Origin of the sequence: Streptomyces sp. MZ04, assembly GCF_004684775.1 — a bacterium.
In the GTDB taxonomy this organism is placed as follows: Bacteria; Actinomycetota; Actinomycetes; order Streptomycetales; family Streptomycetaceae; genus Streptomyces.
Map to the genome: position 1 here is coordinate 1 of NZ_SRIC01000217.1, position 14,591 is coordinate 14,591.

Consider the following 14,591-nt stretch of genomic DNA (forward strand, 5'->3'; position numbering starts at 1 on the left):
CACCCGCACCGTTCTCCGTTCTAGACGTACCGCTCCAGAATCGACGACTCCGCAAGCCGCGAAAGCCCTTCGCGCACGCTACGTGCGCGCGCCTCCCCCACTCCGTCCACTGTCTGCAGATCGTCCACGCTCGCGGCCAGCAACTTCTGCAGGCCGCCGAAGTGCTCGACCAGGCGGTCGATGATCGCGCCCGGCAGGCGCGGCACCTTCGCCAGGAGGCGGAAGCCGCGCGGCGAGACCGCGGAGTCCAGCGCCTCGGGGGATCCGGTGTAGCCCAACGCCCGTGCCACGATGGGCAGTTCGAGGAGCTCCGCGTGGGTCAGCGCGTCCAGTTCGAAGAGCGCCTCGTCCACCGTGCGGGAGCGCTTCGCGGTCGGTTCCGGGACGTAATCCCGGACCACCAGCTCCCGCTCCGGCTCCACGCCCGCGATCAACTCGTCCAGCTGGAGGGCGAGAAGGCGGCCGTCGGTGCCCAGCTCCACCACGTACTCGGCGATCTCCGTGGCGATGCGGCGCACCATTTCCAGGCGCTGGGCGACCGCCGAGACATCGCGGACCGTCACCAAGTCCTCGATCTCCAGGGCGGAGAGCGTGCCCGCGACCTCGTCGAGGCGGAGCTTGTACCGCTCCAGGGTCGCCAGGGCCTGGTTCGCGCGGGACAGGATCGCCGCCGAGTCCTCCAGGACGCGGCGCTGCCCGTCCACGTAGATCGCGATCAGGCGCATGGACTGGGAGACGGAGACCACGGGGAAGGCCACCTGCTTGGACACGCGGTCCGCCGTGCGGTGGCGCGTGCCCGTCTCCTCGGTGGGGATCGTCGGGTCGGGGACGAGCTGCACGCCCGCCCGCAGGATCTTGGTGACGTCCTTGTCGATGACGATGCCGCCGTCGAGCTTGCAGAGCTCGCGCAGCCGCGTCGCGGTGAACTCGACGTCCAGGATGAAACCGCCCGTACACATCGACTCGACGGTCTTGTCCCAGCCGAGGACGATGAGCCCTCCCGTGTTGCCGCGGAGGATCCGCTCGAGGCCGTCGCGCAGGCCCGTGCCCGGCGCGACCGCGCTCAGGGAGGCGCGCATCAGCCCATCTGCACCGGAGCTTCCACCGGCTTTGCCGGGAGCTGACGCCCGGTCGTTGGCTGCCACTGCACTCCTCGGGTCGCGGGTTGTCCAAGCCCCGGTCCGTACGACTGTTTCGTACGGATGGGCGAGACCAGGGCAAAGTCTACCGGCGGTCTTCCTCCTCCCGTGGGGCCTCTCTGCGACGCGACCTCGGAAGCACGCGCAGCGCGTCCCCCATGTCGGCGACTTCGGTGACCTTCATACCGGGCGGGACCTTGCCGGGGTCGGCGGGAACGAGGGCGTGCGTGAAGCCCAGACGGTGCGCCTCGGCCAGTCTGCGCTGGACCCCCGTGACCCGTCTGACCTCGCCCGCGAGGCCCACTTCGCCGATCGCGACCAGGTTCTTGGGCAGCGGGGTGTCGCTCGCCGCGCTGGCCAGGGCGAGCGCGATGGCGAGGTCCGCGGCCGGCTCGGAGAGCTTCACGCCCCCCACCGTGGCGCTGTAGATGTCGCGCTTGCCGAGCGCGGAGATGCGGCCGCGCTGTTCGAGGACGGCCAGCATCATCGAGACGCGGGAGGTCTCCAGGCCCGATGTGGTGCGGCGCGGGGAGGGGATCTGTGAGTCGACCGTGAGCGCCTGCACCTCGGCCACCAGGGGGCGGCGGCCTTCCAGGGTGACCGTCAGACAGGTGCCGGGGACGGCCTCCGCGCGGCGGGTCAGGAAGAGGCCGCTGGGGTCGGCGAGGCCGGTGATGCCCTCGTCGTGCAGTTCGAAGCAGCCGACCTCGTCCGTCGTCCCGTAGCGGTTCTTGACACCCCGTACGAGACGCAGGCGCGCGTGGCGGTCGCCCTCGAAGGACAGGACGACGTCCACGAGGTGCTCCAGGAGGCGCGGTCCCGCGATCGCGCCGTCCTTGGTGACATGGCCGACCAGGAGCGTCGACATGGCGCGCTCCTTGGAGGCGCGGATCAGGGCGCCCGCCACCTCGCGGACCTGGGCCATGCCGCCCGGCGCCCCGTCGATCTCCGGGGACGCGACCGTCTGGACCGAGTCGAGGATCAGGAGGGACGGCTTCACCGCGTCCAAGTGGCCGAGCACGGCGGCGAGATCGGTCTCCGCCGCCAGGTAGAGGTGGTCGTCGATCGCCTTGATGCGGTCCGCGCGCAGCCGGACCTGGCTCGCCGACTCCTCGCCGGTGACGTAGAGCGTGCGGTGCTCGTCGCTCGCCGCCTTCGCCGCCACGTCCAGGAGCAGCGTCGACTTGCCGACGCCCGGCTCGCCCGCGAGCAGCGCCACGGCACCGGGGACGAGGCCGCCGCCCAGGACACGGTCCAGTTCCGGTACGCCGGTGGAGCGGGCGGTGGCCTGGCGGCCGTCGACCTGGCCGATGGGCAGGGCGGAGGAGGTGACACGGCCGGGGGCGGTGGTGCGGACCGCGGGCGCGCCGTACTCCTCGACCGTCCCCCAGGCCTGGCACTCGGGGCAGCGGCCGAGCCACTTGGCCGTCTGCCAGCCGCATTCGGTGCAGCGGTAGGACGGCCGGTCCTTCGTGGATTTCGTACGGGCAGCCATGGACCGAACCGTAGCGGGCAGCACTGACAACGCGGCACGCGCGCCGATGCCAAGGGGGCGCGGGTCACGGAATCATGGGTTCCTGTCCCCTTTTGAGGGATCTGTTCACCCGTAAGGATTAAATGTGCTCAAGAGGCGAGAGAGGCCCGGCATCATCCGCCTAACTTCGCACGGGTGATGAGCAGCAGGCCGGAATCCCCCACCCAAGCAACCGGCGCACACCGGGCGCACAGAGACGCGCGCCAGCGCGTAGTGCCCCGCTCGGTGCCGCAGGCGCCGCCCGCACGCTACGAACCTTGTCTGGACGGCCTGTTCACGTACTGCCTGTCCGTCCTCTGCGATCACGACGCCGCGACCGCCGCCCTGGGCGACGCACTCGCCATCGCCGAGCGCCGCGGCTCGCGCGGTCCCGCCGCCGCGTCCGAACTCAAGCCCTGGCTGTACGCCCTCGCGCGCTGGGTCTGCCTGCGCGCGCTCGCCGACGCCAGGCGCAAGCGGCAGGGGGGTGCGCACGCCTCCGGGGGAGTGGGTGGCTCCCGCGCAGCCGCCGCGACGAAGCCTTCCGCCGCCGAGCCCGACGACGAGACCGACCGGCAGCGGCGCCGCGAACTCGCCCAGCTGGCCTGGCCGGAGGCCGCGGGGACGACTCCGGAGCAGCGGGAGGCCCTGGAGCTCGCCGTGCGCCACCAGCTCGCCCCCCAGGAGGTCGCCGTCGTCGTCGGCCTCGACCTCGGCAGGACCCGGGACCTCCTCGCGTCCGCCGCCTGCGAGGTGGAGCGCACCCGGGCCGCGCTCGCCGTCGTGGAGACCGGCACCTGCCCGATCGTCGCCCGCCTCACCGGCGACAACCAGCTCCTCCTGGGCACGGCCCTGCGCCGCGAGCTCGTCCGGCACGTCGACGACTGCCCGCGCTGCCGGCTCACCGCCGAGCGCGCGGGATCCGGGACGTGGCCCGGCACGGCGGCCTCGCCGGCCGCGCTACCCGTCGTCGAGGCGCCGCGCGCCGCCGTCCACGTGACGATGGCGCACGTCCCACGCGCGCGTGGCGGTGGTCCGCGCTTCGACCGGCGCGGCTTCCCGATGGACCCCAAGGACCATGCCGCCCGCCGCGACCGTCTACGCGCGCGTGCCGTGACGACGACGGTCGTCGCCACCGTGATCGCCGCCCCGGTGCTCGCCCTCTGGGCGGCGTACCGAGGAGCGCCGCTGACCGGAGAGGGCGCGGACGGCACCTCCGTCAGCGCCACCGACGCGGGCGGTCCCGGCAAGATGGACGGCGACCGGCGGCGTGAGGACTACGAGAACGCGGGCAACGCGCAGACGCCGCCGGATCCGCGGTTCACCGCGGGCAGCCGCTCACCGGACGTCTCCGTAGAGGTCATCAGCGGCGGCTCGCCGCCCTCGCACTCCTCGACCGGGGCCGGTCGGCTCACCGTGGAGGCGCAGTCGAGCGGCGGTACGACACTGATCACGCTCTCGGCGTCCGGCGGCGAACCGGTCCGCTGGTCGGCGAGCGCCGGCGCCTCCTGGCTCTACCTGAGCCGGTCCTCCGGAACGCTGTCGCCGGGCGAGACGTTCACGATCCGGGTGTACGTCGACCACGACCGCGAGCCGGCGGGCCACTGGAGCGCGCGGGTGTCGATCGCCCCCGCGGGGGCGATCGTCTCGATCAACGGGTACGGGCGTGCGACGGGCCCGACAACACCGGTCCCGCGCCCTACGCCTACGGACCCGACGCCAACGCCGTCGGACCCGGATCCGACGCCGACTCCTACGCCGTCGGACCCGACGCCGACGCCCACGCCGACCCCGTCGGACCCGGGCGACCCATCCCCGTCACCGACCGACGGCAGCGGGGAGCCGAGCCCGAGTGAGGGCTGATTTCAGCCCGTCCGGCGTCTGAGGACGAACTCGGCGGAGCCGGTGATCTGCCGAGCCATGAGCCCGACGGAGTCGGAAAGTTCGGGAAGGGGCGGGGTTGGGGAAAGAAGCCCGCTGCAGGCGCCCCGGGCTACCGCGCCGGATCCGCCGGATGCGGAGCCACCAGCGGCAGCTGCGACGCCAGTCGTTCCTCGCAGAGCCCGGCCAGGCGGTCGTACCCCGCCTTGCCCATCATCTCCGTCAGCTCGGGGCGGTACGAGACGTACACCGGATCACCCGCACCGTGCGCCGACGTCGCCGACGTGCACCACCAGTGCAGATCGTGCCCGCCGGGACCCCAGCCACGCCGGTCGTACTCCCCGATCGACACCTGCAGGACCCGCGTCTCGTCGGGCCGGTCGATCCACTCGTACGTCCGCCGCACCGGCAGCTGCCAGCACACGTCCGGCTTGGTCTCCAGGGGCTCGCGGCCCTCCTTGAGGGCCAGGATGTGCAGCGAGCAGCCCGCGCCGCCCGCGAAACCGGGGCGGTTCTGGAAGATGCAGGAGCCGTTGTACGGGCGGGTCTGGCGCTCGCCGTCCTCGTCCGTCGACACCCAGCCGGTATCCGTACCGATGTCGTGGTGCTGCCAGATGTCGGGTGTGAGCCGTGCCACGAACCCGGCGACCCGCTTCTCGTCGTCCTCGTCCGAGAAGTGCGCGCCCAGCGTGCAGCAGCCGTCGTCCGCCCGGCCCGCCTGGATGCCCTGGCAGCCGCTGCCGAAGATGCAGCTCCACCGAGAGGTCAGCCATGTCAGATCACAACGGAAGACCTGCTCGTCGTCCGCGGGGTCCGGAAACTCCACCCAGGCGCGGGCGAAGTCGAGGCCCTTCTCGTCCGGCTGCACCTTTCCAGGCTTCTCCGGCTTCCCAGGCTTCCCCGGCTTCCCCGGCTTCTCCAGCTTCCCCGACTTATTCTTTGACTTCGTTTTGTCGGTCTTCGCCTTTTTCGTCTTTGGCACGACTCCAGGGTATGCGGGCGGTACCCGGTCCGAGGACCAGCGACCGCCGTACGAGCAGTAGCGTTCCGTATATGAGACTCGGTGTCCTCGACGTAGGTTCGAACACGGTGCATCTGCTGGTGGTGGACGCCCACCCCGGCGCGCGCCCGCTGCCCGCGCACTCGCACAAGGCGGACCTGCGCCTCGCCCAACTCCTCGACGAGGCGGGAGCCATCGGCCCCGAGGGCGTCGACCGCCTCGTCGCCACGGTCCGCGACGCGCTCGAGGCCGCCGAGGACAAGGGCGTGGAGGACCTGCTGCCCTTCGCCACGTCCGCGGTCCGCGAGGCCGGCAACGCGGACCAGGTGCTGGCCCGCGTGAAGGAGGAGACCGGCGTCGACCTGCAGGTCCTCACCGGCGCCGAGGAGGCCCGGCTCACCTTCCTGGCGGCCCGCCGCTGGTTCGGCTGGTCGGCGGGGAAGCTCCTGGTCATCGACATCGGCGGCGGATCGCTTGAGATCGCGTACGGCATCGACGAGGAACCGGACGCCGCGGTCAGCCTGCCGCTCGGCGCGGGCCGGCTGACGTCCGCGTGGCTGACCCAGGACCCGCCCGCCCCGGCCGACGTGAAGGCGCTGCGGCGGCACGCGCGTGCCCAGATCGCCCGCACGGTGGGGGAGTTCAGCCGCTTCGGCAACCCGGACCATGTCGTGGCGACCTCGAAGACGTTCAAGCAGCTCGCAAGGCTGGCCGGCGCCGCACGCTCGGCCGAGGGCCTCTACGTACAGCGTGAGCTGAAGCGGAAATCCCTGGAGGACTGGGTTCCGCAGCTGGCCGCGATGACGGCGGCGGAGCGCGCCGAGCTGCCCGGTGTCTCCGAGGGGCGGGCGGGACAGCTGCTCGCGGGGGCGCTCGTCGCGGAGGGCGCGATGGATCTGTTCGGCGTCGAGACGCTGGAGATCTGTCCGTGGGCGCTGCGCGAAGGCGTGATCCTGCGCCGGCTCGACCACCTCCCGGTGACGTAGGACACTGCGGGAGACCACCTCCCCGACGTCGCGCGAGGGCCCGTACGCTGTCCCTCGTGGCAGAACCAGTGGTGCGCATCCCGGATGCGAAGGTCGCCCTGTCGACGGCCTCGGTCTATCCGGAGTCGACGGCGACGGCCTTCGAGATCGCCGCGCGCCTGGGTTACGACGGCGTCGAGGTCATGGTCTGGACCGACCCCGTCAGCCAGGACATCGAGGCCCTGCGCAGGCTGAGCGACTACCACCGGATCCCGATCCTCGCCGTGCACGCGCCCTGTCTGCTGATCACGCAGCGCGTGTGGTCCACCGACCCCTGGGTGAAGCTCCAGCGCGCCCAGGCCGCCGCCGAGAAGCTGGGCGCGTCGACGGTCGTCGTGCACCCGCCCTTCCGCTGGCAGCGGGGGTACGCGAACGCGTTCGTCGAGGGCATCTGGCGGATGGCGGACGAGACGGACGTCCGCTTCGCCGTCGAGAACATGTACCCCTGGCGCTACCGCGACCGCGAGATGCTCGCGTACGCCCCCGACTGGGACGTCACCAAGGACGACTACCGCCACTTCACGGTCGACCTCAGCCACACCGCGACCGCCCGCACGGACGCGATGCAGATGATCGACCGCATGGGCGACCGCCTCGGCCACGTCCACCTCGCCGACGGCAAGGGCTCCGCCAAGGACGAGCACCTGGTGCCGGGGCGCGGCACGCAGCCCTGCGCCGAGCTGCTCGAACGCCTTGCGACGAGCGGTTTCGACGGTCACGTCGTCATCGAGGTCAATACGCGGCGCGCGATGTCCAGCGCCGAACGTGAGGCCGATCTCGCCGAGGCCCTCGCCTATACGCGGCTGCATCTGGCGTCCGCGGTGCGGGTGCCCCGGTCGTGACGGCGGCGGCACGGGGCGGCGCGGGCGAGGGGGCGGCGGCTCCGCGGCGCAGGGGGCGTCCATCGCGTACGCAGTCGGCCGAGGGTCCCGCGATGCGGGACCGGATCCTGGAGGCGGCCCGCACCGAGTTCTCCGCACGTGGGTACGAGAAGACCTCCGTACGCGGCATCGCCAAGGCGGCCGGGGTGGACTCGGCGCTCGTGCACCACTACTTCGGGACCAAGGAGCAGGTCTTCGCCTCGGCGATCGAGGTGGCGTTCGCGCCCGCGCTCGAGGCGCCCGCGGCGGTCGAGGAGGGTCCGCTCGACGCGGTCGGCGAGCGTCTCACCCGCTTCATCTTCGGCGTCTGGGAGAACCCGGCGACGCGCGTACCGCTCCTGGCGATCGTGCGCTCCGCGGTGAACAACGACAAGGCGGCCGCGGTCTTCCGCCGCCTCATCGTGACGCAGCTGCTCGGCAGGGTGGCGCGCCGCATCGACCGGCCGGACGCGGAACTGCGGGCGGAGCTCGCGGCCGCGCAGCTCGTGGGCACGGCGATGCTGCGGTACGTGATCCAGGTGGAGCCGCTGGCCTCGGCGGACCCGGAAGTGATCATCGCGCGGATCGCGCCGGTGGTGCAGGGGCATCTGACGGGGCCGTGAGCCCGGCACGTACGCGTCCTCTTCGTGGGCCGCTCACCGAGACGGCCGTTCCGCCATCCGGACAGCCTGTCCAGATCGTGGAGCGTCGGCGTACGCTCGACAACAGTCGAGTCTTCTATCTCCGAAGTCTCCCGGAAGCCTGTCTGAAGATCCCTGAAGGAGCGAGCGACGATGCCCGAGCTCAGGTCCCGCACTGTCACCCACGGCCGCAACATGGCGGGCGCCCGCGCCCTTATGCGCGCCTCCGGTGTACCCGGCGCGGACATCGGGCGTAAGCCGATCATCGCCGTCGCCAACTCCTTCACCGAGTTCGTCCCGGGCCACACCCACCTGCAGCCGGTCGGCCGGATCGTCTCCGAGGCGATCAAGGCCGCGGGCGGCATCCCCCGCGAGTTCAACACGATCGCGGTGGACGACGGCATCGCGATGGGCCACGGCGGCATGCTCTACTCACTGCCCTCCCGCGACCTGATCGCGGACAGCGTGGAGTACATGGTCGAGGCGCACTGCGCCGACGCCCTGATCTGCATCTCCAACTGCGACAAGATCACCCCCGGCATGCTGAACGCGGCCCTGCGTCTCAACATCCCGACGGTCTTCGTCTCCGGCGGCCCGATGGAGGCCGGCAAGGCCACGCTGGTCGACGGCACGGTCCGCAAGCTCGACCTGGTCAACGCGATCAGTGACGCGGTGGACGAGAGCATCTCGGACGAGGACATCCTCCGTATCGAGGAGAACGCCTGTCCGACCTGCGGCTCCTGCTCCGGCATGTTCACCGCCAACTCGATGAACTGCCTGACGGAGGCGATCGGCCTCTCCCTCCCCGGCAACGGCTCGATGCTCGCCACGCACACGGGCCGCAAGGCGCTGTACGAGAAGGCCGGCGAAACGGTCGTCGAGATCACCAAGCGCTATTACTACGAGGACGACGCCTCCGTCCTGCCGCGTTCCATCGCCACGCACGCCGCCTTCGACAACGCCATGGCGCTCGACATCTCCATGGGCGGCTCCACGAACACGATCCTGCACCTGCTCGCCGCCGCGCAGGAGGCCGAGCTCGAGTACACCCTCGCCGACATGGACGCCGTCTCGCGCCGCGTGCCGTGCCTGGCCAAGGTCGCCCCGAACGTGGCGCCCGGCGGCACGTACTACATGGAGGACGTGCACCGCGCCGGCGGCATCCCCGCGCTCCTGGGCGAGCTGTACCGCGGGGGCCTGTTGCACGAGGACGTGCACACGGTCCACTCCAAGTCCATCAAGGACTGGCTGGACACCTGGGACGTGCGCGGCGGTTCGCCCTCCGCCGAGGCCGTCGAGATGTGGCACGCGGCGCCGGGCTGCAAGCCCTCCGCGCAGGCCTTCTCGCAGTCGGAGCGCTGGGACACTCTGGACACGGACGCCGCGGGCGGCTGCATCAGGGACGTGGCGCACAAGTACTCGAAGGACGGCGGTCTCGCGGTCCTCAAGGGCAACCTGGCCGAGGACGGCGTCGTCGTGAAGACGGCGGGCGTCGACGAGTCGATCTGGACGTTCGAGGGCCCCGCCGTGGTCTGCGATTCGCAGGAAGAGGCCGTCGAGAAGATCCTCAACAAGCAGATCAAGCCGGGCGACGTGGTGGTCATCCGCTACGAGGGTCCCAAGGGCGGCCCCGGCATGCAGGAGATGCTCCACCCGACCTCGTTCCTGAAGGGCCGGGGCCTGGGCAAGGTCTGCGCGCTGGTCACGGACGGCCGCTTCTCCGGCGGCACGTCGGGCCTCTCGATCGGCCACGCGTCGCCCGAGGCGGCGTCCGGCGGCACGATCGCCCTGGTCGAGGACGGCGACCGCATCCGCATCGACATCCCCAACCGCGGAATCGAACTCCTGGTCCCGGAGCAGGAATTGGCCGCCCGCCGCGAGGCGCTCGGCGGCGTCTACGCCCCCAAGTCCCGCGAGCGCAAGGTCTCGGCGGCACTGCGGGCGTACGCGGCGATGGCGACGAGCGCGGACAGGGGCGCGGTGCGGGACGTGTCGAAGCTGGGCTGAGCGCTCCTTCGGGGCGCTTGTGCAACCACCCCACCACCCCCACGCGTCCACACCAGTGACGAACAAGCCAGGGGCGGCCCAAGCCGCCCCTGCTTCACGGGGGAGAGAAGCATGAGCGAGAACGTCATAGCACCGGAGTCCGCAGAGTCCGCAGAGGCCGCGGCGGCGAAGTCGTACCCCATAGCCGCAGACGTCAACGTCCGCTCCGGCCCCGGCACTTCCTACGCCAAGGTCGGCCGCCTCTCGGCAGGCACCCGAGTGACGCTCTACTGCCAGCGCCCGGGCGAGACGGTGACGGGCCCGGCCGGCACGTCAAGCATCTGGGACCGCATCGGCAGCGGCCGCTACGTCTCGGACACGTACGTCCGCACCGGCAGCGACGGCTACGTGGCACCCCGCTGCTGAGCACACCGCCTGAAGAGAAGAAGCCGCCGAGGCCCTCACCCGGATCACCCGGACTTCGGCGGCTTCTTCGCGTCGAAAGAGAACACCGTGTTCCCGGCGGCGGCCACCACCACGACCCGCCCCGAAACCACCACGCGCGGACTCGCGTTCACCCCGCCGCCAAGACCGTCGGCCCGCGGATCGCCGTTCCACAGCGTCCTGCCGCCGGGCGTCAGCGCGACGACCCGCCCGCTGGCCGAGCTGAAGTACAGGACGCCGTCCCCGGCGACCGGCCCCGAAGCGCTGTCCGCATTCGTCTGCCGGGACCACTTCTGCCGCCCCGTAGCGGGGTCCACCGCGCTGATGAGACCGGTCGACCCGGCGAAGTAGACGGTTCCGCCGGCCATGCCGGGCGTCGCCGCGTACGTGGTCCGCAGCGGCCGGTACGACACGTCACGGCGGCCCGTGCCGACCCGCACCACCTGGTCGTACCCGAGGAACTCCGGCCCCTTCATGCGCTGATGAAGGAGTACGAGCCCGTCCTCGTCGCCGCCCACCGGCTGCACCGGACCCTTGACCGCGACGCCCTTGTCGAGCGCGCCAGACTCGGGGTCGACGGTGTGCACGACCGGGTGGTTCAGCTCGAGGTTGTCGACCTCGGCCTGCGGCGCGCACAGGGCGTACAGCCGCTCGCCCGCGGTGAAGGGCGCGCACTCCGAGCCCGCAGGCATCGGCGTCGACCAGAGCAGGCCGCCGCCGCGGGCCTCGCGGGCCTCGACGCGGGTGCCTTCCGGGTCGACGGTCAGGACGCGGGAGCCGAAGAGGACGGCGTCCTGGGTCCGGCCCGTCAGGCCCGTCGACTGCGAGCCGGAGCCGGCGGACCACAGCTCCTTGCTGGTCTCCGCGTCCAGTGCGACGACCTCGGTCGTCGCGTCGGTGGCCCCGTCGGCGTCGGTCGGCGGTCGGTAGGCAAGCACCGTGTCGTCCGTGACGCCCACGATGTGCATGCCCTCGACCGGTACGCCGCCGCTCTTCACCTTCCAGATCTCCTTGCCGTCGGAGATCCGCATCCGGCTCGCGACGACACCCCCGCCCCCGCAGAACAACGCGTCGCCGCGCGGTACGCAGCGCAGCTCGTCCGGGGGGTTCTGGCCGTTGGGCACGGTCCTGCGCCACGGGTGGAAGCCTTCGGGCAGGGGCACACCCGCCGCGGCCACGGTCCGACCCTTGCCGTCGTCGGCGGGGGCGTCGGACCCGTCAAGCTGAAGCCACGCGACCCCGCCCCCGATGGCGGCCACGGCGAGCACCGCCCCGAGCACCGGGCGCCAACGGCGGCGCAGATGACGGCCGATGAGGGTGCCGCCGGGCTTCTCGGCGGCCCTGTCCCTGCCCTTGTCCCCGCCCTCGTCCCCGGTGCGGTGATGCTCCGTATCCGTGTCCCGCGTACGGCTGCCGCCCGCCCCCGCCGCGTCCTCCATCTCGGCCGGCAGATCCCGCAGCCGCTCGAGCAACTCGTCCGCCGATGGCCGCTGTTCCGGGTCCTTGGCCAGGCACGGCTCGACGACCTCGCGCAGGGCGGCGGGCACGGCACCCAACGACGGTGCTTCGTGGACCACTTGATACGCCGTCATGTACGGGCTGTCCGCGTCGAAGGGCCCCTGTCCCGTCGCCGCGTACACGAGCAGCGTCGCGAGGGAGAAGACATCGGACCGCGGCCCGACCCCGCGCGGCGCCTGCAACTGCTCGGGCGACATGAACGGCGGCGTACCGATCACCCGCCCCGTCATCGTCAGCGTCTGCTGGTCCGCCGCGCGCGAGATGCCGAAGTCGATGACGCGCGGGCCCTCGGGGGACAGCACGACGTTCGACGGCTTGAGGTCACGGTGGACGACGCCCACGCGGTGGATGTCCCGCAGCGCCTCCGTCAGACCGATGGCGAGCGTGCGCAGATCCGCGCCGGTCAGCGGGCCCCGCTTGGCGATGCGCTGGGCGAGCGTGTGCCCCTCTATATAGGCCGTCGCCATCCAGGGATGCTCGGCCTCCGGGTCCGCGTCGACCACCGCGGCGGTGAACGCGCCGCTCACCCGCCGCGCCGCCGCCACCTCCTGCCGGAAGCGGATGCGGAACTCCTCGTCCCCGGCGAACTGCTGGTGGATCAGCTTGATCGCCACGGGCCGCCCCGAAGCCGTACGCGCCAGAAAGACCGTGCCCATGCCGCCCGAACCGAGCCGCGCCTCGAGCGGATAGCCGCCGATCTCGGCTGGGTCACCTCCGCGGAGCGACACTCTCCCCGACCTCCCCGTCCCCCGTGCACCAGTTGCCGCATGAGCCGATTTACCTGTCCTGCCGCACAAACTAGCTGCCGAGTGGTACGGCAGGGCAAGGCGGGGGACGAATAGGGCGCGCCCGGCCCGTGCCGCCCTGCGCCCGGCCCGCGGCCACCCCGGGCGATACTCGGAGGGTGAGCGCAGATTCCAGCACCCCCGACCGCACGGCAGCGACGGCCGCGACCGCCCCCGGCCCGAAGCCCGAGCCCCTCCGCTTCTTCGGCACGACCTGGGTCGCCCACGACAACGGCTACGCCGCCCGCCGCGCCGGAGTCGCGGCGGGCTCGCTCCTCGCGGCCGTGGCCGGCTGCTTCGTGCTGCGTTTCGCGTACGAGGGCATGGCGATCGCCGACGTAGGCACCTTCCTGAACGTCCTGATGGTCGTCATGTTCGCGATCTGCAGCGCGATCGCCTTCCGCCGCACCTGGGACGGCTTCACCCGACGCCACGACCCGGCGTCCCAGTCATCGATGCGCGGCCTGATGACGATCGGCTTCATCGGCTCGCTCCTCGCCTACTCCCTCCGCTCCCTCACCGAGGCCCCCGGCGAGAAACTCCACCGCGAGGAGTACGAGACGGCCCGCGACCAGTACGCGAAGCGCACGTCCCGACGCACGGGCAATCCGTCCCGGAAGAAGCGCAAGGGGTAGTTACGCGTTCGGCGCCGATGCCGCGACGGCAGGCGGCCGCCGCCGCTCGGCCCACCCCTCGAGCGCCGCCGCACACGCATGGTCCACGTGCCGCAGACCGCCGAGCTCCAGCCGAACCGCACGGTCGACCGGCAACGCCTCCAACGCGTCGAGCAGCTTCGGCAACCGCAGGAAGGTGGCGTTGCCCGTGACCCGCACGACAAGACCCGCCGCGCCCCGGTCCTCCGTCTCCACGTGCACATGACTGATGTCCCACGCCGTCTTCCCGACAGCCAGCGCGAGCCCGACGAGCACCCCCTCGAAGAGATTCGTCGCCACGATCGCCACAGCCGTCACCCCGAGCACCACCCCCTCACCGCGATGCTCACGCCACAACGGCCCCAACTCCCGTACGGGAACGAGCTTGCACCCCGCGTGCACGAGCAGCCCCGCGAGCGCCGCCACCGGAATCAGCCCGAGCGCGGCGGGCAGCACGGCCGCGAACAGCAGCAGCCACACCCCGTGCAGCACCCGTGACGCCTTGGTCCGCGCCCCCGCCCGTACGTTCGCCGCGCTGCGTACGATCACCGCGGTCATCGGCAGCGCACCGAGCGCCCCGCAGACGGCGTTGCCCGTGCCTTGCGCGATGAGCTCCTTGTCGTAGTCGGTACGTGGCCCCTGGTGCAGCCGGTCCACCGCCGCCGCGCTGAACAGCGACTCCGCGGACGCGATCAGCGCGAAGGCGAGGACGGTACCGACCACGCCCACTTCCGTGAGCCGCGCGAACTCCGCGGCCCCCGGCGGCTGCACGGCCTCCACGAGCCCGCGCACCTCGACCCGCCGGACCGGCAGCCGCAGCAGCGCGGCCGCGGCCGCCGCGAGCCCCACCGCGACCAGCGGCGCGGGCACCATCCGGGCACCGCGCCGCCACCGCGGCCAGAGCACCAGGACAAGCACGGTCCCGCCCCCGACCGCCAGGGCCACGGGATCGGCGAGCCCGCCGAGGCGGATGAGCCCCAGGAGCTTGGCGACCCCGCCTGCGGGCGCTTCGGCGTCCCCCATCGCGTACAGCTGCCCGGCGATCAGCACGAGCCCGATGCCGGCCAGCATCCCCTGCACCACGGCCACGGACACGGCCCGGAACCACCGCCCGAGCCGTAGCACCCCCACCCCGATCTGCAGCAG

The 14,591-nt window shown here is 72.0% G+C and carries 12 protein-coding genes; 7 read left to right on the plus strand and 5 right to left on the minus strand.

Annotation, left to right across the window (positions count from 1 at the left end; all coding sequences use genetic code 11):
* Positions 1-20 precede the first annotated feature (20 nt).
* Together disA and radA are read right to left on the minus strand one after the other, a co-directional pair.
* Positions 21-1,145, minus strand: a complete 1,125-nt coding sequence (gene disA, locus E2651_RS31880; RefSeq protein ID WP_135334731.1) for a DNA integrity scanning diadenylate cyclase DisA — start codon at positions 1,143-1,145, stop codon at positions 21-23.
* A gap of 79 nt (positions 1,146-1,224) precedes the next feature.
* Positions 1,225-2,634 carry a DNA repair protein RadA gene (gene radA, locus E2651_RS31885; protein WP_135334732.1) on the minus strand — a complete coding sequence of 470 codons (1,410 nt, stop codon included), beginning with the start codon at positions 2,632-2,634 and terminating at the stop codon, positions 1,225-1,227.
* A gap of 174 nt (positions 2,635-2,808) precedes the next feature.
* Between radA and E2651_RS31890 the strand changes: the two genes are divergently transcribed.
* Positions 2,809-4,515 (plus strand): sigma-70 family RNA polymerase sigma factor, encoded by a 1,707-nt coding sequence (locus E2651_RS31890; protein ID WP_135334733.1) that lies wholly within the window; start codon positions 2,809-2,811, stop codon positions 4,513-4,515.
* Between the two features lie 130 nt (positions 4,516-4,645).
* On the opposite strand, the gene E2651_RS31895 is transcribed toward E2651_RS31890, so the two are convergent.
* The gene (locus tag E2651_RS31895) at positions 4,646-5,515 is read right to left on the minus strand and encodes a hypothetical protein (protein WP_135334734.1); all 870 of its coding nucleotides are present in this window, start codon (positions 5,513-5,515) and stop codon (positions 4,646-4,648) included.
* Between the two features lie 71 nt (positions 5,516-5,586).
* Here E2651_RS31895 and E2651_RS31900 point away from each other — a divergent pair, with 71 nt between their 5' ends.
* The 5 genes from E2651_RS31900 (at position 5,587) to E2651_RS31920 (ending at position 10,471) form a co-directional block, all read left to right on the plus strand.
* Positions 5,587-6,519: a Ppx/GppA phosphatase family protein gene (locus E2651_RS31900; protein ID WP_135334735.1), complete on the plus strand. Its 933-nt coding sequence runs from the start codon at positions 5,587-5,589 to the stop codon at positions 6,517-6,519.
* Positions 6,520-6,575: 56 nt separating this feature from the next.
* A complete protein-coding gene (locus tag E2651_RS31905) occupies positions 6,576-7,400 on the plus strand; it encodes a sugar phosphate isomerase/epimerase (RefSeq protein ID WP_135334736.1) in 825 nt (274 codons plus the stop codon).
* Positions 7,397-8,041 carry a TetR family transcriptional regulator gene (locus tag E2651_RS31910; protein WP_245239361.1) on the plus strand — a complete coding sequence of 215 codons (645 nt, stop codon included), beginning with the start codon at positions 7,397-7,399 and terminating at the stop codon, positions 8,039-8,041. Before E2651_RS31905 ends, E2651_RS31910 begins: the two co-directional genes overlap by 4 nt.
* Positions 8,042-8,212: 171 nt before the next feature.
* Positions 8,213-10,066, plus strand: a complete 1,854-nt coding sequence (gene ilvD, locus E2651_RS31915) for a dihydroxy-acid dehydratase (protein ID WP_135334737.1) — start codon at positions 8,213-8,215, stop codon at positions 10,064-10,066.
* A 111-nt stretch (positions 10,067-10,177) separates the two neighbouring features.
* Entirely contained in the window at positions 10,178-10,471 is a 294-nt protein-coding gene (locus E2651_RS31920; protein ID WP_135334738.1) for an SH3 domain-containing protein, read from the plus strand.
* 44 nt (positions 10,472-10,515) lie between these two features.
* On the opposite strand, the gene E2651_RS31925 is transcribed toward E2651_RS31920, so the two are convergent.
* The gene (locus E2651_RS31925; protein ID WP_135334739.1) at positions 10,516-12,735 is read right to left on the minus strand and encodes a serine/threonine-protein kinase; all 2,220 of its coding nucleotides are present in this window, start codon (positions 12,733-12,735) and stop codon (positions 10,516-10,518) included.
* 176 nt (positions 12,736-12,911) lie between these two features.
* Between E2651_RS31925 and E2651_RS31930 the strand changes: the two genes are divergently transcribed.
* Positions 12,912-13,427, plus strand: a complete 516-nt coding sequence (locus tag E2651_RS31930; protein WP_135334740.1) for an EamA/RhaT family transporter — start codon at positions 12,912-12,914, stop codon at positions 13,425-13,427.
* Here E2651_RS31930 and E2651_RS31935 read toward each other — a convergent pair.
* Positions 13,428-14,591 (minus strand): SulP family inorganic anion transporter (locus E2651_RS31935; RefSeq protein ID WP_135334741.1); only part of this gene is annotated, 1,164 nt, incomplete at its 5' end. It lies immediately after the preceding gene.